At 54.9% G+C, this 18840-nt stretch carries 17 protein-coding genes; 10 read left to right on the forward strand and 7 right to left on the reverse strand.

The window, feature by feature from the left end; all coding sequences use genetic code 11:
* Positions 1-6 precede the first annotated feature (6 nt).
* Complete coding sequence (gene mnmH, locus ACHHZ6_RS08655) at positions 7-1077, forward strand: tRNA 2-selenouridine(34) synthase MnmH (RefSeq protein ID WP_196390940.1); 1071 nt, start codon at positions 7-9, stop codon at positions 1075-1077.
* Between the two features lie 74 nt (positions 1078-1151).
* On the opposite strand, the gene ACHHZ6_RS08660 is transcribed toward mnmH, so the two are convergent.
* The 3 genes from ACHHZ6_RS08660 to ybbA all read right to left on the reverse strand — a co-directional run bounded on the left by ACHHZ6_RS08660 (position 1152) and on the right by ybbA (position 5577).
* Complete coding sequence (locus ACHHZ6_RS08660; protein WP_182919524.1) at positions 1152-2297, reverse strand: porin; 1146 nt, start codon at positions 2295-2297, stop codon at positions 1152-1154.
* Positions 2298-2479: 182 nt separating this feature from the next.
* Positions 2480-4894 (reverse strand): putative ABC transporter permease subunit YbbP, encoded by a 2415-nt coding sequence (ybbP, locus tag ACHHZ6_RS08665; protein ID WP_395122095.1) that lies wholly within the window; start codon positions 4892-4894, stop codon positions 2480-2482.
* Positions 4891-5577 carry a putative ABC transporter ATP-binding protein YbbA gene (gene ybbA / locus ACHHZ6_RS08670; protein WP_182274003.1) on the reverse strand — a complete coding sequence of 229 codons (687 nt, stop codon included), beginning with the start codon at positions 5575-5577 and terminating at the stop codon, positions 4891-4893. The genes ybbP and ybbA overlap by 4 nt, the downstream gene beginning before the upstream one ends.
* On the opposite strand from ybbA, the gene tesA reads away from it, so the two are divergent.
* From tesA to ACHHZ6_RS08685, 3 genes are read left to right on the forward strand one after another with little or no spacing between them, the layout of a single operon-like run.
* Positions 5548-6180, forward strand: a complete 633-nt coding sequence (gene tesA, locus ACHHZ6_RS08675) for a multifunctional acyl-CoA thioesterase I/protease I/lysophospholipase L1 (protein ID WP_182274002.1) — start codon at positions 5548-5550, stop codon at positions 6178-6180. The two genes, ybbA and tesA, sit on opposite strands and share 30 nt — an antisense overlap.
* Positions 6161-6970, forward strand: coding sequence for an SDR family oxidoreductase (locus tag ACHHZ6_RS08680; RefSeq protein WP_182919521.1), 810 nt, complete (start codon positions 6161-6163; stop codon positions 6968-6970). Before tesA ends, ACHHZ6_RS08680 begins: the two co-directional genes overlap by 20 nt.
* Positions 6971-7028: 58 nt before the next feature.
* Positions 7029-7883 (forward strand): co-chaperone YbbN, encoded by an 855-nt coding sequence (locus tag ACHHZ6_RS08685; RefSeq protein ID WP_395122096.1) that lies wholly within the window; start codon positions 7029-7031, stop codon positions 7881-7883.
* Positions 7884-7927: 44 nt separating this feature from the next.
* Here the strand turns inward: ACHHZ6_RS08685 and fetB are convergent, their stop codons facing one another.
* Both fetB and fetA read right to left on the reverse strand, forming a co-directional pair.
* The gene (gene fetB / locus ACHHZ6_RS08690; protein ID WP_182273999.1) at positions 7928-8710 is read right to left on the reverse strand and encodes an iron efflux ABC transporter permease subunit FetB; all 783 of its coding nucleotides are present in this window, start codon (positions 8708-8710) and stop codon (positions 7928-7930) included.
* Positions 8703-9374, reverse strand: a complete 672-nt coding sequence (gene fetA / locus ACHHZ6_RS08695; RefSeq protein ID WP_395122097.1) for an iron efflux ABC transporter ATP-binding subunit FetA — start codon at positions 9372-9374, stop codon at positions 8703-8705. Before fetA ends, fetB begins: the two co-directional genes overlap by 8 nt.
* Before the next feature lie 136 nt (positions 9375-9510).
* On the opposite strand from fetA, the gene ACHHZ6_RS08700 reads away from it, so the two are divergent.
* Complete coding sequence (locus ACHHZ6_RS08700; protein WP_182273997.1) at positions 9511-10425, forward strand: SPFH domain-containing protein; 915 nt, start codon at positions 9511-9513, stop codon at positions 10423-10425.
* The gene (locus ACHHZ6_RS08705) at positions 10422-10874 is read left to right on the forward strand and encodes an NfeD family protein (protein WP_182273996.1); all 453 of its coding nucleotides are present in this window, start codon (positions 10422-10424) and stop codon (positions 10872-10874) included. The genes ACHHZ6_RS08700 and ACHHZ6_RS08705 overlap by 4 nt, the downstream gene beginning before the upstream one ends.
* On the opposite strand, the gene cueR is transcribed toward ACHHZ6_RS08705, so the two are convergent.
* Positions 10871-11281, reverse strand: coding sequence for a Cu(I)-responsive transcriptional regulator (cueR, locus tag ACHHZ6_RS08710; RefSeq protein ID WP_182273995.1), 411 nt, complete (start codon positions 11279-11281; stop codon positions 10871-10873). The two genes, ACHHZ6_RS08705 and cueR, sit on opposite strands and share 4 nt — an antisense overlap.
* Positions 11282-11389: 108 nt before the next feature.
* Here cueR and copA point away from each other — a divergent pair, with 108 nt between their 5' ends.
* From copA to ybaK, 3 genes are all read left to right on the forward strand, one after another.
* Positions 11390-13888 carry a copper-exporting P-type ATPase CopA gene (gene copA / locus ACHHZ6_RS08715; protein ID WP_395122098.1) on the forward strand — a complete coding sequence of 833 codons (2499 nt, stop codon included), beginning with the start codon at positions 11390-11392 and terminating at the stop codon, positions 13886-13888.
* 117 nt (positions 13889-14005) lie between these two features.
* Positions 14006-14800: a TraB/GumN family protein gene (locus tag ACHHZ6_RS08720; RefSeq protein WP_182273993.1), complete on the forward strand. Its 795-nt coding sequence runs from the start codon at positions 14006-14008 to the stop codon at positions 14798-14800.
* 199 nt (positions 14801-14999) lie between these two features.
* Positions 15000-15479 carry a Cys-tRNA(Pro)/Cys-tRNA(Cys) deacylase YbaK gene (gene ybaK, locus ACHHZ6_RS08725; RefSeq protein WP_182273992.1) on the forward strand — a complete coding sequence of 160 codons (480 nt, stop codon included), beginning with the start codon at positions 15000-15002 and terminating at the stop codon, positions 15477-15479.
* Between the two features lie 98 nt (positions 15480-15577).
* Here the strand turns inward: ybaK and ushA are convergent, their stop codons facing one another.
* Complete coding sequence (gene ushA, locus ACHHZ6_RS08730) at positions 15578-17230, reverse strand: bifunctional UDP-sugar hydrolase/5'-nucleotidase UshA (protein WP_182273991.1); 1653 nt, start codon at positions 17228-17230, stop codon at positions 15578-15580.
* Positions 17231-17392: 162 nt separating this feature from the next.
* On the opposite strand from ushA, the gene ACHHZ6_RS08735 reads away from it, so the two are divergent.
* Positions 17393-18613, forward strand: coding sequence for an MFS transporter (locus ACHHZ6_RS08735; protein ID WP_182273990.1), 1221 nt, complete (start codon positions 17393-17395; stop codon positions 18611-18613).
* Positions 18614-18840: the final 227 nt, after the last annotated feature.

Here is an 18840-nt window from a genome sequence, read left to right on the forward strand (position 1 = left end):
ATAACCATGAACGATGGAACGGATTATCGCGCGATCCTCGCGTCCGATACCCCTTTAATCGACGTTCGCGCGCCGATCGAATTTGCACAGGGTGCGATGCCTGCGGCACTCAACCTGCCTTTGATGAACGATGACGAACGCGCCGCCGTCGGTACCTGCTATAAACGCCAGGGGCCGGAAGCCGCCCTTGCACTCGGTCATAGCCTGGTTTCCGGTAAAACCCGTGACGACCGCATCAACGCCTGGCGCGAAGCAAGCCTGGCACATCCTCACGGCTATCTCTGCTGCGCGCGCGGCGGCCAGCGCTCGCATATTACTCAGGCATGGCTAAAAGAGGCCGGCGTTGATTACCCGCTGATCAGAGGTGGCTATAAAATGCTGCGCCAGGCGGCGATTCAGGCCACCGCAGAGCAGGTGCAAAAACCGATGGTGCTGATTGGCGGCTGTACCGGAAGCGGTAAAACGCTGCTGGTGAAACAGCATGTGCAAGGTATCGATCTGGAAGGACTGGCGCACCATCGCGGCTCGTCGTTTGGTCGCACGCTCACACCGCAACTCTCGCAGGCGAGTTTTGAAAACCAGCTGGCCGTTGAGCTGTTAAAAAAAGATGCCGCACGCTGGGTGCTCGAAGATGAAGGCCGGATGATTGGCTCTAACCACCTGCCGGAGTGTCTGCGTGACCGCATGGTGCAAGCCGCCATCGTCGTGGTAGAAGACCCGTTTGAAATCCGTCTTGAGCGTCTGCGTGAAGAGTATTTCGACCATATGTGGGCGGATTTTTCTGCCGCATTCGGTGAAGAGTTGGGCTGGAAAGAGTACAGCGACTATCTGCACCACGGCCTGTTCGCCATTCGCCGCCGTCTGGGGCTGCAGCGCTTTGCTGAATTCACAGCGCTGTTGGATGCCGCGCTCCTGGAACAGCAACGTTCAGGTGGAACCGGAGCACACGTTAGCTGGCTTGCGCCGCTGCTGAATGACTATTACGACCCGATGTACCGCTATCAGCTTGAAAAGAAAGCGGACAAGATTGTCTATCGCGGAACGTTCGAAGAGGTTGCCGGGTGGCTTGCACGCTGAAAAAAGCCGGGTGACGGCTACGCCTTACCCGGCCTGCATGTTTCCCCTCTCCCTTTCCGGGAGAGGGTCAGAACTTAGAAGTCGTAACGCAGACGGACCAGGTTCATATCGCCCAGATCGTCGGTGCTGGAGGTGAACACGTGTTCGTAATCAACACGGAAACCGTAATCCAGCTGGAAGCTGATACCCACACCGTTGTCGATGCGCTGGTAGTTACGGCCATTCACGTATTCAATACGGTCACCCATGAAGTAAGGCTGGATGGATTTAACCGCATACTGATTGATTGGGAATTTGTAGCCTGCGAAGTACTCAATACCCCATGCATCACCCGCAAAGTAGTCGTCAGTGGATACTTTTTTGGTGGTCAGGAAGTTCTGATACCAGCCGCCGCCAGCAGAGAAGGTCCAGTTGTCAGGTTTCCAGCTCAGCGCAGTCCCCAGGATGTTCTGGTTGTACGTTTCGCTATCGCCATTTTCCGGGTTACGCATATCCGCACGGGTGTAGTTCCACGCCGTACCCCAGGTCAGATCTTTGGTCAGGTGATAATCCAGACCCAGTGAACCGCCGCCTTTACGTTTGTAACGCAGGCCGTTGCCTGGCAGGTATTCGTTGTCTTCGAACAGGTAGGATGCATAGATATCAGCATCGCCCACAGTTTTCTTGTATTTCAGCATCTTACGTGAACGGTAAGAACCGTCGTAGTCGCCGTTGATACCGTTACCTGGTGCCTGACCAATCATGTCGTAGTCCCAGATATCGGTTTTCGCACCAACCACATCATAGTAAACGCTGTTCTGTTGACCGAAGGTCAGCGTACCCCAGGTGTCGCTCTTCAGACCGGTATACAGCATACGGCGAGAGGTGTCGTTAGCCCCCTCTTTGTAGTGATTATCCCAGTTGAACAGCGCAGGAATGTTGACACCCAGCTCGTAGTAGCTTACCCAGCTGATGTCATCAAACAGGTAGTAGTCCGCTGCGAAACGGAAACGGGTACCGCCGTCGAAGCCGTTACGCTTGTAGGAGCCTTTGTCGCCATCGCCCGTCATCATGTTGAACTGAGGACGGATACTGCCGCCAACGGTGAAGTTCAGACGGCTCAGCGGGTTACCCGCCTGTGGATCTTGTTTAAGAACGGTGATTTCCGCCTGAGATGCAAAAGACGTCAATGCCACTGCCGCGCCGATCGTTGCCGCCAGCGCTGATTTTTTTATAGTCATTATTTTTCCTTGATAGACACGCCACTAAATATTTAGCTGGTGAATATTAACTGGAAATACTATGACTGTGTGTGCGGTTTTTTAATGATTTGTGCTACTAAAATGACACCTGTTACCAATCTGTGCTACTAAGTGATTACGTACCAGCATATAAACCGGTACGTAATCATCACGGAGGTAAACTAACTAACAAATTGCCGGAACAGCGCTTTACCTTTGAGCAATCGCGTGCCGAGCCAGCCGCCACAGAGTGATAACAGTAGCGCGCCGCAGATCGGTAGCGTGAGCCACAGCCGCCAGTCAGGTTCCCACGGGAAGTCGAAGACTTTCGTCTGCAGCATCGCCAGTGCCGTCTCCGCACCAATGGCCGCCACCAGGCCTGCCACCAGCCCCAGCAGGGCGAACTCACTCCAGAGCGTTGCACGCAGCAGCCGCTTACTCGCCCCCAGTGTGCGGTAAACCACCAGTTCCTGATAGCGCTGACGCATCCCAACCTGCACCTGTGCCAGCAGCAACAGAACACCGCAGAGGGTAACCAGTACGACCATCACCTCGAGGGCACGGCTCACCTGCTCCAGTACTTGTCCTACTTGCTTCAGGATCGCACCAATATCCAGCAGGCTCACGGTCGGGAATTCGCGATTAAGCTGGGTCAGCATCCCGTTGCCGTTTTCCCAGCGGAAGCTGGTGAGCCAGCTCTGCGGCTGCCCGTCCAGCGCGCCTGCCGGGAAGATAAAGAAGAAGTTTGGTCGCAGACTTTCCCAGTCCACTTTGCGCAGGCTGGTCACTTTCGCACTGAAATCCTGGGTGTCACCGGTAAAGGTCACTGAATCCCCCAGCCTGATATTCAGGCGTGTGGCCAGCCCCTCTTCCATTGAAACTTCACCCACTTTTGGCGGCCAGGTTCCGGCGATAAGCGGATTGTGATCGGGACGCTTCTCCTGCCAGGTCAGGTTCAGCTCGCGGTTAAGCGCCTCGTCCTTGTTGCTCTCCGTTGGCTGGCCGTTGATCTGCGTCAGACGCGCGCGAACAACCGGATAGAACGATTCCGGCACAATCTGGTGTTGCGAGAGAAATGCCTTCAGCGGGGCGACCTGTTCAGGCGCAATGTTGATCAGAAAATAGTTCGGGCTTTCCGGCGGAAGCTGCTGTTGCCAGCGATCCAGCAGATCGCCACGCAGCACCAGCAGAAGAGCCAGCAGCATAAACGACAGCGAAAACGCTGAAAGCTGGCTCAGCGTTGACCACGGTTGATGCAGCAAACGGTTAACCGCCAGCCGTACGGGAAGCGATTTTACCGTGCCCCCCTTCAGGAGCCTGAGCAATACCCAGCCCAGCACGCCGCACAACAGCGCCAGTACGACCGCACCAGCCAGCACGGCCCACAGTAGCGTACTGCCCCCCATCAACCAGGCCAGCAGCCCAACCACCACTGCGGTAATTGCGGGAAGGTAAAATTTCAGTGGCCAGATGTTTGCCACCACATCACGGCGTAACACACGCAGCGGCAGCGTCGCAATCAGCAGCCGGTACGGGCGCAATCCCACCAGCAGTGAAATCACCGTCATTGCCCCCATCGCCCACAGCCACGGCCAGAGGCTGGCTGGTGGTAATGCAGCTGGCAGTACCGGTTTCAGCAGCACCATCAGCAGTTTTTCAAACACTAATCCCATCACCCCGCCAGTCACCGCTGACAGCATCAGTACCATCAGCCACTGGCCGATAATCAACTTACGCAGTTGCGCCCGCCCGGCCCCCAGGGTTTTCAGGATCGCCACCAGATCGTAACGGCTGCGGCAGTAGTGCCCCATCGCAACGGCGATTGCCGCTACCGCCAACAGCAGGGTTAATAGCGCCGAAAGCAGCAGAAATTGCTGAGAACGTTCAAGAGATTTGCCAAGTACCCCTTCGTCCTGCTCCAGCCCATACCAGCGGTGCTCTGGCTTTAACTGCGGCAGAAGCCATTTTTCATACTCCCCAAGCTGTACGGGCGTACCGCCAAATTTATAGCGCCAGGTCACGCGGCTTCCCGGTTGCACGGCATGGGTTTTCGCCACGTCAGCGGTGTTCATAAGTAACCGTGGCGCGAGCTGGAACGGGTTAAAACCGGAGTCAGGTTCCTGAACCACTTCTCCGGTAATCTTCAGCGTGGCGTCACCGACATCAATGCTGTCACCCGCTTTCAGGTTAAGCAGCGCCATCAGACGCGGTGCCAGCAACACCGTACCAGGTTTGGGTTTTAACCCTGACGGGCTGGTCTGCAGCTCACCGTACATCGGGTAGATGTCATCAACCGCTTTGACGCTCGCCAGCTGCGGTGTGTCACCCGCGAAGGTCATGGTCTGGAAGCTAATCTGCTCCCCAACCTTCAGCCCCCGCTTGCGCGCTTCGTCAATCCAGCCCGGCGGGACGGCACGCGAGCTTTGCAGCGTTCTGTCGCCCGCCATAAATTCCCGGCTTTGCTGGCTTAACCCTTTCTCCATGCGGTCGCTGATGCTGCCGAGTGCCAGCACGCAGGCCACCGCCAGGCTCAACGCCAGCCAGACAATCAGCAGCGAAGGTGAGCGCCATTCGCGCCAGAACCAGCGGGCAATCATGCTTCCTCCTGAAGAATACCGTTGACCAGCCGCAGGCGACGGTCACAGCGGGCGGCCAGCTGTGGATCGTGGGTGACCAGAATCAGCGTGGTGCCATGTTCACGGTTGAGCGAAAACAGCAGGTCGGCAATCTTGTCTCCGGTTTTACGGTCAAGGTTCCCGGTGGGTTCATCAGCAAACAGGACCTCCGGGCGACCATTAAAGGCGCGAGCCAGTGCAACGCGCTGTTGCTCCCCCCCGGAAAGCTGCGCCGGAAGGTGATCGAGGCGGTTACCCAATCCCAGCTGTTCCAGCAATGTTCTGGCATGTTCGCGGCTCTGGCGGATATTCTCCCCGCGCAGTAATCCCGGTAATTCAACGTTTTCCAGAGCATTCAGGGTAGGAATGAGCATAAAGGACTGAAAGACAAAGCCAATATGCCGGGCGCGCAGTGCAGCACGTGCCTCTTCATCAAGTGCGTGCAACGGCTGGCCGACCAGGTTGACCTCGCCACTGCTGCCGTCATCCAGCCCGGCTAAAATTGCCAGCAACGTGGATTTGCCAGAACCTGATTCGCCAATCAGCGCGATGGTTTCGGCACGTTTGACAACGAGTTCAACTCCGGTGAGGATGGACAGCTCGTGCTCCCCCTGACCGACGGACTTCTTAAGACGATGAACTTCAACAATGTTTTCCGCTGGCATTTGCCCTTCCTGTTTTTGATTCTGATGACCTTCCGCGCAGCCGCAGCGGACACGTTACTGGTTCTGGGTGACAGCCTGAGCGCAGGCTATCGCATGGCGGCCAGCGCAGCCTGGCCTGCTCTGCTCAATGACAAATGGCGGAACACGACGCCGGTGATTAATGCCAGCATCAGCGGCGATACCTCGCAGCAAGGCTTGTCGCGCCTGCCGGCTTTACTCAAACAACATCAACCGCGCTGGGTGCTGGTCGAACTCGGCGGTAATGATGGTTTACGCGGCTTCCAGCCCCAGCAAACAGAACAAGCGCTGCGCACCATTTTGCAGGACATTAAGGCGGCTAACGCCCAGCCGCTGCTGATGCAAATTCGCCTGCCCGCAAACTATGGTCGTCGGTATAATGAGTCCTTTAGCGCGATCTACCCTAAGCTTGCCAAAGAGTTTGATATTCCGCTGCTGCCATTTTTCATGGAAGAGGTCTATCTGAAACCCCAATGGATGCAAGACGATGGTATTCACCCCAATCGCGATGCTCAGCCGTTTATTGCCGACTGGATGGCAACGCGGCTGGCTCCTTTAGTTAAACATGACTTCTCAAACAGCTGAGATCCTGACAGGTAAAGTTATGCAAAAATCGGTCTTAATAACAGGATGTTCCAGCGGAATTGGCCTCGAGAGTGCCCTCGAATTGAAACGTCAGGGTTTTTGGGTTCTGGCTGCCTGCCGTAAACCCAACGATGTCGAACGCATGAACGGGATGGGCTTTACTGGCATATTGCTGGATCTGGATTCACCAGAGAGCGTTGAACGCGCCGCCGACGAGGTCATTACCCTGACGAACAACCGTTTGTTCGGTCTGTTCAATAATGCCGGTTACGGTGTTTACGGCCCGCTGGAGACCATCTCGCGGGAACAGCTGGAGCACCAGTTTTCCACTAACTTCTTCGGCGTACATCAGCTGACCATGCGCCTGCTCCCCGCCATGCTACCGCATGATGAAGGGCGCATCGTGATGACCTCCTCGGTCATGGGGCTGATCTCTACCCCAGGCCGTGGAGCCTATGCCGCCAGCAAATATGCGCTGGAGGCATGGTCTGATGCCCTGCGCATGGAACTGCGCCACAGCGGTATTAAGGTGAGCCTGATTGAACCCGGCCCTATCCGCACCCGTTTTACCGACAACGTCAACCAGACGCAGTCGGACAAACCGGTCGAAAACCCCGGCATCGCCGCACGTTTTACGCTGGGGCCAGAAGCCGTTGTCGCCAAAGTGCGCCATGCTTTTGAGAGTGATAACCCCAAAATGCGCTACCCGGTGACGCTGGTGACCCATGCCGTAGGCTGGTTAAAACGCCTGCTGCCAGGCCGGGTGATGGACAAAATTTTACACGGCTGAGTTGAAGCGTCGTCGCTGACCCCCATGTAAAGAACAAACCGATAAAAGAGAATGCCTCATGTCCGTACAGAATATCGTCAACATTACTGAAGCTAACCTGCAACAGGTCCTCGAACAATCGATGGCTAAGCCGGTGCTGTTCTACTTCTGGTCTGAACGCAGCCAACACTGTCTGCAGCTGACGCCGGTACTGGAAAGCCTTGCCGCGCAATACAATAGTCAGTTCATTCTCGCAAAACTTGACTGCGATGCTGAGCCAATGGTGGCATCTCAGTTTGGCCTGCGTGCGATCCCAACAGTGTATCTGTTCCAGAATGGTCAGCCTGTCGATGGCTTCCAGGGGCCGCAGCCTGAAGAAGCAATTCGCGCCCTGCTGGATAAAGTTCTGCCACGCGAAGAAGAGCTGAAAGCGCAGGAAGCCGTCGCGCTGATGCAGGAAGGCAAATATGACGAGGCGCTGCCGCTGCTGAAAGATGCGTGGCAGCTGTCGAATCAGAATAGCCAGATTGGCCTGCTGCTGGCTGAGACGCAGATTGCCCTGCACCGTTCAGAAGATGCAGAAGCTGTCCTGAAAACGATCCCTATGCAGGATCAGGATACCCGTTATCAGGGGCTGGTGGCGCAAATTGAACTGCTGAAACAGGCGGCGGATACTCCCGAGATCCAGCTGCTACAACAGCAGGTCGCGGACAACCCGGCCGATGCTGCACTGGCAAGCCAGCTGGCACTGCAACTGCACCAGGTAGGGCGTAACGAAGAGGCACTGGAATTGCTGTTCAGCCATCTGCAAAAAGATCTGGCTGCCGCCGACGGCCAGGCGCGTAAAATGTTCCAGGAAATTCTGGCCGCACTGGGTACCGGTGACGCGCTGGCATCGAAGTATCGTCGTCAGCTGTACGCGCTGTTGTACTGATGCAAAATGCCCCTCACCCTCTCTTCTGAGGGGTGAGGGGCAATTCACCGCACGTTTTTCAACTGCGCAACCACCAGTTGATGGCGCGCATTGTAAAACTTCCGGTAGGTTAAGTAGCAGGCAATAATGGTCGACAGGCTTGCCGTCGAAAGCAACATAAATGTCACCATAATCTGATACTTAATGGCTTTTACCGGGTCAATCCCGGCAAAAATCAGTCCCGACATCATTCCCGGTAAGCTCACCAGCCCAACCGTTTTAGCCGAGTCTACCGTCGGGATCAGCGACGAGCGAATACTCTCGCGAATCAGTCGTGCCGACGCGATTTTCGGCGTCGCCCCGAGGCTTAATTTCTCCTGCAGCTGCTGTTGTTCACTGCTAAAGCGTTGTCCCAGATTGTTGTAGCACAGCCCTACCGCCACCATCGCATTACCCGCAATCATCCCGGATATGGGGATAACCTGCATCGGCGTAAAGGCAATAGAGCCTGAGAACACCAGCACTGCCAGCGTTAGTGCCGTTCCGGTGGTAATGGCGATAAACGAAGAGACAAACGCCTTATCAATGTATTTACTGCGTTTTTGCGCGTTCCACGCCGCGTTGAAGCAGATAAACAGCACCATCAGTAGCGTCAGCACCGCATTATCGACATTGAAGATGTACTTGAGCACATAGCCCACGAGCACCAGCTGAACCACTGCACGGCAGATGCTCCAGATAATGTCCTTTTCCAGCCCCAGCTTCTCCCGATAGCTAACGATAATCGCCACCAGTACCAGCACCATCGAAAACGCCAGCGATTCGTTGGTAATGTTGTGTTCACCCACGATGTGTCTCCCGCTTTTGACTACCCTGCGGCTGCAGTCTCATCACTTCATCCGCGTGTTCTATTTCACTCACGTCGTGCGTCACCCACAGCACGGCAATGTTCTGCTCCTTCGCATAGCGGTGGATAATGTCATTCACATTGCGCTTGTTGACGTCATCCAGCGCACTGGTAATTTCATCCAGCAGCAGGACCTTTGGTAAAAACTGCAGGTTACGGATCAATGAGACGCGCTGTTTTTCACCGCCGGAAAGTTCGGAAACGGATTTTGTGAGCGTTTCCTGCGACAAACCAAAACGTTCCAGATCGGCAATTAACCGTGCGGTATCAGGCGTCTGATGACGGATTTGCCAGGGGAAAATCAGGTTGTCATAAACCGTTTCACCAAACAGGGCAGGCGTTTGTACCGAGTAAGAAACCTGCTGGCGATAATGCTCTGGCGAGAGCGTGGCAATGTCCTTTCCGTCGAAAAAAATCCTTCCCGAGGTTGGGCTTAGCAGCGACGCGATGATTTTCAGTAAGGTGCTTTTTCCGCAGCCCGACGGGCCGGTAATTAAACGAAACTCCCCAGGTGAGACGGTAAAACTGACGTTTTCCAGAATTGTGGTGTCGCCCACCCGGTAACCAACATCAGCAATCGTCAGGATCGCGCTGTTATCCTTCATTTTATTCTCTGTCTTCATCCCAATAATTAGCAGTAGTCTACTGGCTTTAGTGATTGCAAGGCGACTTTCCTCTTATACTTAGGGTCAATAAACTCGCAATTATTTCCCACGCAGGCATGCAAAACAGGAGGTTTTTATGCTCATTGTTGTTCCGGTTCTTATCTTCGTCGCGCTGGTTATCGTCGGCGCAGGGGTAAAAATTGTCCCGCAGGGCTTCCAGTGGACTGTTGAACGCTTTGGCCGTTATACCAATACGCTCCAGCCGGGCTTAAGCCTGATTGTCCCTTTCATGGACAGGATTGGTCGCAAGATCAACATGATGGAACAGGTGCTGGATATTCCCTCCCAGGAAATTATCTCTAAAGATAACGCCAACGTCACCATTGATGCCGTCTGTTTTATCCAGGTGATTGACGCCCCGAAAGCGGCATATGAAGTGAGCAACCTGGAGCTGGCTATCGTTAACCTGACGATGACCAATATCCGTACCGTGCTCGGTTCTATGGAGCTGGACGAAATGCTCTCTCAGCGCGACAGCATCAACACCCGTCTGCTGCATATTGTCGACGAAGCGACGAATCCGTGGGGGATTAAAGTCACCCGTATTGAGATCCGCGACGTTCGCCCACCGGCGGAGCTTATCGCCTCCATGAATGCCCAGATGAAAGCCGAACGAACCAAGCGTGCCTATATTCTTGAAGCCGAAGGGGTGCGTCAGGCCGAGATCCTGAAAGCCGAAGGGGAAAAGCAGTCGCAGATCCTGAAAGCCGAGGGCGATCGCCAGTCGGCATTTTTACAGGCCGAAGCGCGTGAACGTTCAGCCGAAGCGGAAGCCCGCGCGACCCAGATGGTCTCCGAGGCGATTGCTGCGGGTGACATCCAGGCCGTGAACTATTTCGTGGCACAAAAATATACCGACGCGCTGAAAGAGATTGGCTCTGCGAATAACAGTAAAGTGGTGATGATGCCACTGGATGCCAGCAGCCTGATGGGTTCGATTGCCGGTATCGCCGAGCTCATCAAAGACAGCGGAAACGAGCGCAGAAAATGATTGAGCTTATCGTCGCACATCCCCACGCCTTCTGGCTAAGCCTGGGTGGCTTATTGCTGGCCGCAGAGATGCTTGGCGGCAACGGATATCTGCTCTGGAGCGGTGTCGCTGCGGTCACGACCGGGCTTACTGTCTGGCTACTGCCCATCAGTTGGGAGTGGCAGGGCGCGCTGTTTGCCGTGCTTACGCTGGTGGCGGCGTGGCTGTGGTGGCGCTGGCTGAACCGGCAGGTAAAAGAGCAGGATCCCGTGGACGCCCATCTCAATCAGCGCGGACAGCAAATTGTCGGCCAGCGTTTTACGCTCGACACGGCGCTGGTGAACGGGCGCGGACACATGCGCGTGGGCGATAGCTCGTGGCCTGTGGTCGCTGACGATGACCTCAGCGCCGGTACGCGGGTTGAGGTCGTGGCCGTGGAAGGGATAACCCTGCGGGTCAAAGCCTGTTAAGCATTTGCCTTACGATGACAGCAGCCGGCAAGATTTTCGATAATCGGGCACTCGGCGCTGTCATCCCCCGGACAGGATTCCGCCAGTGCCAGAAGCTGCTTGCGCATCGCCTGTAACCCGGTGATGTGGCGTTCAATTTCAGCCACTTTTTCCAGCGTACGCTTTTTCACGTCTGCGCTGTGGCGTTTCGGATCGTTGAACAGGTTGACCAGCTCACCACACTCTTCAAGGTTAAAACCTACCTGTCTTGCCTGACGCAGTAATGTCAGTTCATCGAGATGCAGCTGCGTGTAACTACGGTAGCCATTTTCGCTACGCAGCGGCGGCGTCACCAGCCCTTTCTCTTCATAAAAACGAATCGCTTTGCTGGTCAATCCGGTTTTTTTGGCAACATCACTGATATTCACATTTCCCCCTTGACCTTCCCCTTGATGGAAGGTTTAACCTTCATAACAGTTAGCGAAAAGCGTCTTACAGGTCAACAACTGACCAGATCATTATACGGGAGTTTTGTTATGTCTCACACTATAGACCTGACACTGGACGGCCTCTCCTGCGGCCACTGTGTCAAACGCGTTAAAGAAAGCCTGGAACAGCGTCCTGATGTTGAGAGCGCTGAAGTGACTATCGATCATGCCGCCGTCACTGGCAGTGCCAGCGCAGATGCGCTGATTGATACCATCAAACAAGCGGGCTACGGGGCGGAGTTGAGCCACCCAAAGGCTAAACCGCTGGCAGAGTCATCACTCCCGTCGGAAGCACTGACAGCGGCCACTCCTGAGCTTCCGGTAGCTGATGATATTGATGACAGCCAACAGCTGCTGATCAACGGCATGAGCTGCGCCAGCTGTGTCTCCCGGGTACAAAATGCATTACAGGCCGTACCGGGCGTCGCACAAGCACGGGTCAACCTTGCGGAGCGTACTGCGCTGGTGATGGGCAGTGCCTCCGCCGCAGATTTAGTGCAGGCGGTAGAGAAAGCAGGCTACGGCGCAGAAGCCATCGAAGATGATGCTGAACGCCGCGAACGCCAGCAGGAAACGGCCATCGCCACCATGAAACGCTTCCGCTGGCAGGCGATTGTTGCACTGCTGGTCGGTATTCCGGTGATGGTGTGGGGCATGATGGGTGACAACATGATGGTCACCGATGATAACCGCACTCTGTGGCTGGTGATTGGGGTGATGACACTCGCCGTGATGGTTTTTGCGGGCGGCCATTTCTATTCCAGCGCCTGGAAGAGCCTGAAAAACCGCACCGCGACGATGGATACGCTGGTGGCACTGGGTACCGGAGCGGCATGGCTTTACTCGATGAGCGTTAACGTCTGGCCGCAGTGGTTCCCGATGGAAGCGCGTCATCTCTATTATGAAGCGAGTGCGATGATTATCGGTCTGATTAATTTAGGCCATATGCTCGAAGCTCGTGCCCGTCAGCGCTCCTCAAAAGCGCTGGAAAGATTGCTCGATTTGACTCCGCCGACAGCGCGCGTGGTGACAGACGACGGTGAGAAAAACGTCCCGCTGGCCGACGTTCAACCCGGCATGACGCTGCGCCTGACCACCGGCGACCGCGTTCCCGTTGACGGTGAAATTACCCAGGGTGAAGCCTGGTTTGACGAAGCAATGCTGACCGGGGAACCCATCCCGCAGCAAAAATCATCGGGCGATGCTGTCCATGCGGGAACGGTGGTACAGGACGGTAGCGTGCTGTTCCGCGCCAGTGCAGTCGGCAGCCACACCACGCTGTCACGTATTATTCGCATGGTGCGCCAGGCGCAGAGCAGTAAACCGGAAATTGGCCAGCTTGCCGATAAAATTTCCGCCATTTTTGTCCCGGTGGTGGTCTGTATTGCGCTGCTGAGCGCGGCTATCTGGTATTTCTTCGGCCCGGCCCCTCAGATTGTCTACACCCTGGTCATTGCCACCACGGTACTGATTATTGCCTGTCCGTGTGCGCTCGGCCTCGCGACACCGATGTCGATTATCTCAGGCGTTGGCCGCGCCGCCGAGTTTGGCGTGCTGGTACGCGATGCCGACGCCCTGCAGCGCGCCAGTACGCTCGACACGCTGGTCTTTGATAAAACCGGCACGCTGACAGAAGGTAAACCGCAGGTTGTGGCGGTGAATACCGTGGGCATTTCTGACGCTGAAGCACTGCGCCTGGCCGCTGCGCTGGAGCAAGGTTCCAGCCACCCACTGGCGCGCGCCATTATAGAAAAAGCGGAAAACGCCAGCCTGCCGCAGGTGAGCAACTTCCGCACCCTGCGCGGACTGGGCGTGAGCGGTGAAGCCGAAGGCCATACGCTGCTGCTCGGTAACCGGGCGTTACTGAATGAAAACGGCATTGATACGTCAGCCCTGGAGAGTGAACTGCACGTTCAGGCATCACAGGGAGCAACGCCGGTTCTGCTCGCCATAGACGGCAAAGCCGCCGCGCTATTGGCCGTTCGCGATCCGTTGCGACAGGACAGCGTGGACGCCCTTAAACGTCTGCACCGCGCAGGCTATCGTCTGGTGATGCTGACCGGAGATAACCCAACAACCGCCAACGCCATTGCCAAAGAGGCAGGTATTGATGAGGTGATTGCGGGCGTACTGCCGGATGGCAAAGCCGATGCAATCAAGAAACTGCAGAGCCAGGGCCGCCAGGTCGCGATGGTGGGCGACGGGATCAACGACGCCCCGGCGCTGGCGCAGGCAGAAGTGGGTATTGCGATGGGCGGTGGGAGCGATGTCGCCATTGAAACCGCGGCGATTACGCTGATGCGCCACAGCCTGATGGGCGTTGCGGATGCGCTGGCCATTTCAAAAGCGACCCTGCGCAATATGAAGCAGAACCTGTTGGGCGCGTTTATCTACAACTCGCTCGGCATCCCGATTGCCGCCGGAATTTTGTGGCCGCTGACCGGCACGCTGCTGAACCCGGTGGTGGCAGGTGCCGCAATGGCACTCTCCTCCATTACCGTGGTGAGTAACGCAAACCGGTTGTTGAGGTTTAAACCGAAAGAGTGATGCAAAACAGCCGGGTGGCGCGCTCGCGTCCCCGGCCTACGAAAATGCCCACCGGTTCAGCAGTTGCACCGCCCATCCCCACGCGCTAGCATGAGTCTTTCTATTCAGGGAGCGCGTATGAGTCTGTTTAGCCGTATAAAAGCATCGTTTCGCGCCCTCTTCCCCCGTCGCTATGCCTGGCCCGGTATGGATATCTCACTTCCCGGTGGGCAGCATCTGCATCTTGTGGGCAGCATCCATATGGGGACACAGGATATGTCTCCCCTGCCACCCGGTCTGTTAAAGCTGCTAAAACAGGCCGATGCGCTGATTGTCGAGGCCGATATTTCAGGCCACGAGTCGCCGTTTGTCGGGCTTGAGAGCGATATTCCACTGGCTGAGCGTCTTAGCGAAACACAGCTGCGCGAACTGGAACGGGTGGCAGATGAAACGGGCGTTTCGCTGACCATGCTGGAAAATCTGCCGCTATGGCAAATCGCGATGATATTGCAGGCCACCCAGGCTCAGCGTCTTGGCCTGCGTGGAGATTATGGCATCGACTATCAGTTGCTGAACGTTGCGCGGGCACGCCATCTTCCGATTATTGAGCTGGAAGGGGCCGACAGCCAGATTGCCCTGCTTCGTCAGTTACCGGATGATGGACAGATACTGCTGGATGATACCCTGACCCACTGGCACACCAATGCCCGCTTGCTGCAAACGATGATCGGCTGGTGGCTGGATGCGCCGCCAACGGACAGTAAGCTTACGCTGCCGTCCACGTTCAGTGAATCGTTGTATGATGTGCTCATGAACACGCGCAATGAAGCATGGCGAGAAACGCTGAATGCCCTGCCTGCCGGGCATTACGTTGTTGCGGTGGGTGCATTGCATTTGTACGGAGAAGGGAATTTGCCGTCACTGTTAAAATAAAAAAGTGGCCAATATTTCTATTGGCCCGTCAAAGAGGAATTTCATCGTTTTTATTATGCCGAAGGAGACCTTCGGTTGAGCCGATTGTCGCTCAAAGTGACCATCACTGCCAACACTATTGCGCAAGATGGTGCTATTTTTTAGACAAACGTCAGGCGTATACTCCAGGCATAAATTGTTTGTCGTAAGAAGGATAGCTATGACTCCCGCCGTTAAATTACTCGAAAAAAACAAAATCTCCTTCCGGATCCACACTTACGATCACGATCCGAACGAAACCAACTTTGGTGATGAAGTGGTGCGCAAACTGGGGCTGAATGCCGACCAGGTGTACAAAACGCTGCTGGTGGCGGTGAATGGCGATATGAAGCACCTCGCCGTCGCGGTGACACCTGTCGCCGGGCAGCTGGATCTGAAGAAAGTCGCCAAAGCACTGGGGGCGAAAAAGGTCGATATGGCAGACCCGATGGTTGCTCAACGCACCACTGGCTATCTGGTGGGGGGGATCAGCCCACTGGGACAGAAAAAACGGCTACCAACGCTGATTGATGCCCCTTCTCAGGAATTCGGGACTATCTATATTTCTGGCGGCAAGCGCGGGCTGGATATCGAACTGGCGGCAGGCGATCTGGCGAAAATACTGGATGCGACGTTTGCGGATATTGCGCGCAGGGATTGATTCTTTTCGCGGACAGCGCGCAGGAACCGAAACGTACACGGCGTACGTGAGGATCCCGGGCACTGCCCGCGTTCAAAATGGCGAACAAAATAGCGCTGTTACTGCCAGCTCACCTCACCTTTCGGTTCATACGCATTCACGTCAATCGGTGAATTTTGCTCGATGAACTGCTTCAGCACTTCCGCATCAATAAAACCGGTATTGACGTAACCCGGTTTGTTATCAATATGCGGATAACCATCACCGCCCGTGGCGTTAAAGCTTAAGGTCGCCATACGGTACGTTTTGGCAGGATCGACCGGCTCGCCTTTGATTTTGAGGTCATTAAGTTTGCCGTCTTTCGCCACAAAGCTGACGTTGGCAAACTGCGGATACGCACCGGAATCGGGCTTCATCTGCGCTACCGCAGTCAGGTACTCAATGACCTCTTTTCCGCTCATATCGGCATAGACCACGATGTTGCCGAACGGCTGCACCTTCAGCACATCTTTATAGGTAATATTTCCGCCCTCAATGGAATCACGAATACCGCCGCCGCTCATCACGCCAAAGTCAGCGCCGGTGCGTGCCATCTGTGCTGCCAGCACGAGGTGACCCATGTTGGTCTGCACAAAGCGTACTTTGCTGCGATCCCCTTCCAGGCGACCATTGAGCGTGCCAATCTTCACATCGAGCTGCGCCTTACCTTTATTCTGGAACGGTGTCAGCAGAGAGAGCATCTGCTGATTCTCAGCAATCTCCGGGGTGTAAAGTACGCGCTCACTTTTCCCGTCAGGGTAAGTCACTTTCTTCTTCAGGTTGACCGGGATGAGCTGGTAATGCACCAGTTTCATCTCGCCGTTACGGAATTCAAAATCCGCACGGCCTACGTATTTACCCCACTCGTGAGCCTGCACGATCCAGATACCGTTCTGGCGGTCTGGCGCGCACGGCGTACCCGGCACGTAATCCACCTGCTTTTTATTCTCTGACGCCATGCACACCGGATCTTGTGAGTGACCGCCCACAATCATCGCCAGCGAGCCCGCTGGCAGGCTGCGCGCCATCTCTACATCGCCCGGTGCATTAGAACCGTGCTCACCGTTATCGTAGTGACCCATATGGGTCGCAGCGATGATTACGTCCGGTTTTTCATTCTGCTGTAATTCCTGGATCACCAGCTTTGCTTCGTCTGCCGGTTTACGGAATTCGATATCGGTAAAGAACTCGGGGTTACCAATTTTCGCCGTATCGTCGGTGGTTAAACCAATCACTGCGATCTTCAAATCCTGACGCTTAAACAGCGCCCACGGTTTGAACAGGCGTTCACCGGTGCTTTTCTGATAAATGTTGGCGGAGAGGAGCGGGAATTTAGCCCACTTTTCCTGCTGGCGCAGAACGGTCAGCGGGTTATCAAACTCATGGTTACCGACGGCCATTGCGTCATAACCTATTAAATTCATACCGCGAAAATCTGGCTCAGCATCCTGTAAATCTGACTCCGGCACGCCGGTATTGATATCCCCACCGGACAGCAGCAGTACGCTCCCTCCCTGGGCAGCAACCTCTTTACGAATGCCATCCACCAGCGTTTTTTGCGCCGACAGACCATATTCGCCGTATTCACTGCGCCAGAAATGACCGTGGTGATCGTTGGTATGCAGAATAGTAATTTTATAGGTTTTGTCTTTTTCATACGCCTGCGCAGGTAGGCTTGCCAGTCCCCAGACGGCGATTAGCGCCAACGCGACGCCACGCTTCATTAACTTCATCTTCTCTCTCCCTGACCAATAGGCAACGCAAAAATTACAATGAGTAACAAGAATAGACAAATAAGTTTTAAAAATTGCGACTTTCTTCAAATGCCACAGACAGGTATGTTAGTTGGATAATAATTACACCCTGCATTTCTGATAACAGATGACGTGGTATTTATGGCAATCAGTGAATCAACCCAGCCTGTTTCAGGCTCTCCGGCGTCACCGCCGAAATCGCGCACTTCCTTTAAAGTTTTAGGCGCAATCAGTCTTTCTCATCTGCTCAACGACATGATCCAGTCGCTGATCCTGGCAATCTACCCGCTGCTACAGTCCGAGTTTTCGTTAACTTTTGTGCAGATCGGGATGATCACCCTGACCTTCCAGCTCACCTCCTCGCTGCTGCAGCCCGTCGTAGGTTACTGGACGGACAAATACCCGATGCCGTGGTCACTGCCGGTTGGTATGTGCTTCACCTTAAGCGGGCTGGTTCTGCTGGCGATGGCCGGTAGCTTTGAAGCGGTACTGATCGCCGCCGCGCTGGTGGGGACCGGTTCATCGGTCTTCCACCCGGAATCGTCCCGCGTGGCACGTATGGCCTCCGGCGGTCGTCACGGGCTGGCGCAGTCTCTGTTCCAGGTAGGGGGTAACTTTGGTAGCTCCCTCGGCCCCCTGCTGGCGGCAGTGATTATTGCCCCTTACGGCAAAGGCAACGTGGCGTGGTTTGTTCTGGCCGCACTGCTGGCCATTATCGTGCTTGCGCAGATCAGCCGCTGGTATGCCGCTCAGCATCGCGTGAATAAAGGTAAACCTAAAGCGAAGGTCATCAACCCTCTTCCCCGGAATAAGATTATCCTGGCGATATCGGTGCTGTTGATCCTGATTTTCTCGAAATACTTCTACATGGCAAGCATCAGCAGCTATTACACCTTTTATCTGATGCAAAAGTTCGGCTTATCTGTCCAGAATGCCCAGATCCACCTGTTTGCTTTCCTGTTTGCCGTCGCTGCAGGAACGGTGATTGGCGGGCCTGTTGGCGATAAGATTGGCCGTAAATATGTCATTTGGGGCTCTATCCTGGGTGTTACCCCATTTACCCTCGTTTTACCGTACGCCAGCCTTGAATGGACAGGGATTTTGACCGTCATCATTGGTTTTATTCTGGCCTCGGCTTTTTCGGCCATTCTGGTCTATGCACAAGAGCTTTTACCCGGGCGAATCGGCATGGTTTCCGGTCTGTTCTTCGGTTTCGCCTTCGGTATGGGCGGCCTGGGCGCAGCGGTATTAGGGATGGTTGCCGATCACACCAGTATCTTCCTGGTTTATAAAATCTGCGCTTTCCTGCCACTTTTGGGGATGTTGACCGTATTCCTGCCTGACAACCGTCATAAAGCATGATTTGATGGTCGCTAAAGTTTAACTTTAGCGACCTGATCCCCTTATCCCATAAGGGTTTCCTCTTCATCCCTCTCTTAATTTGTCACAACCTTCCTTTTTTTCACGCATGTTGCTGTTTTATTCAAACTTCAACAATTATTCATAAACATAAGCGTAAAAATTGTCATAAACTATTACCCGGTATTTGGATTTTTTTGCCCAAAATGGAACACCCACTACGAAAAGGA

The sequence above is a fragment of the Enterobacter cloacae complex sp. 2024EL-00214 genome, from assembly GCF_043945575.1.
Lineage (GTDB): Bacteria > Pseudomonadota > Gammaproteobacteria > Enterobacterales > Enterobacteriaceae > Enterobacter > Enterobacter cloacae_P.

Bases quoted from the DNA above. Each gene is read 5' to 3' on its own strand.
- ybbA (WP_182274003.1), bottom strand. From the start codon at position 5,577: ATGCCAGCGGAAAACATTGTTGAAGTTCATCGTCTTAAGAAGTCCGTC.
- tesA (WP_182274002.1), top strand. From the start codon at position 5,548: ATGAACTTCAACAATGTTTTCCGCTGGCATTTGCCCTTCCTGTTTTTG.
- mnmH (WP_196390940.1), top strand. From the start codon at position 7: ATGAACGATGGAACGGATTATCGCGCGATCCTCGCGTCCGATACCCCT.
- ybaK (WP_182273992.1), top strand. From the start codon at position 15,000: ATGACTCCCGCCGTTAAATTACTCGAAAAAAACAAAATCTCCTTCCGG.
- ushA (WP_182273991.1), bottom strand. From the start codon at position 17,230: ATGAAGTTAATGAAGCGTGGCGTCGCGTTGGCGCTAATCGCCGTCTGG.
- ACHHZ6_RS08720 (WP_182273993.1), top strand. From the start codon at position 14,006: ATGAGTCTGTTTAGCCGTATAAAAGCATCGTTTCGCGCCCTCTTCCCC.
- ACHHZ6_RS08680 (WP_182919521.1), top strand. From the start codon at position 6,161: ATGACTTCTCAAACAGCTGAGATCCTGACAGGTAAAGTTATGCAAAAA.
- ACHHZ6_RS08660 (WP_182919524.1), bottom strand. From the start codon at position 2,297: ATGACTATAAAAAAATCAGCGCTGGCGGCAACGATCGGCGCGGCAGTG.
- ACHHZ6_RS08685 (WP_395122096.1), top strand. From the start codon at position 7,029: ATGTCCGTACAGAATATCGTCAACATTACTGAAGCTAACCTGCAACAG.
- ACHHZ6_RS08705 (WP_182273996.1), top strand. From the start codon at position 10,422: ATGATTGAGCTTATCGTCGCACATCCCCACGCCTTCTGGCTAAGCCTG.
- copA (WP_395122098.1), top strand. From the start codon at position 11,390: ATGTCTCACACTATAGACCTGACACTGGACGGCCTCTCCTGCGGCCAC.
- fetA (WP_395122097.1), bottom strand. From the start codon at position 9,374: ATGAAGGATAACAGCGCGATCCTGACGATTGCTGATGTTGGTTACCGG.
- ybbP (WP_395122095.1), bottom strand. From the start codon at position 4,894: ATGATTGCCCGCTGGTTCTGGCGCGAATGGCGCTCACCTTCGCTGCTG.
- ACHHZ6_RS08735 (WP_182273990.1), top strand. From the start codon at position 17,393: ATGGCAATCAGTGAATCAACCCAGCCTGTTTCAGGCTCTCCGGCGTCA.
- ACHHZ6_RS08700 (WP_182273997.1), top strand. From the start codon at position 9,511: ATGCTCATTGTTGTTCCGGTTCTTATCTTCGTCGCGCTGGTTATCGTC.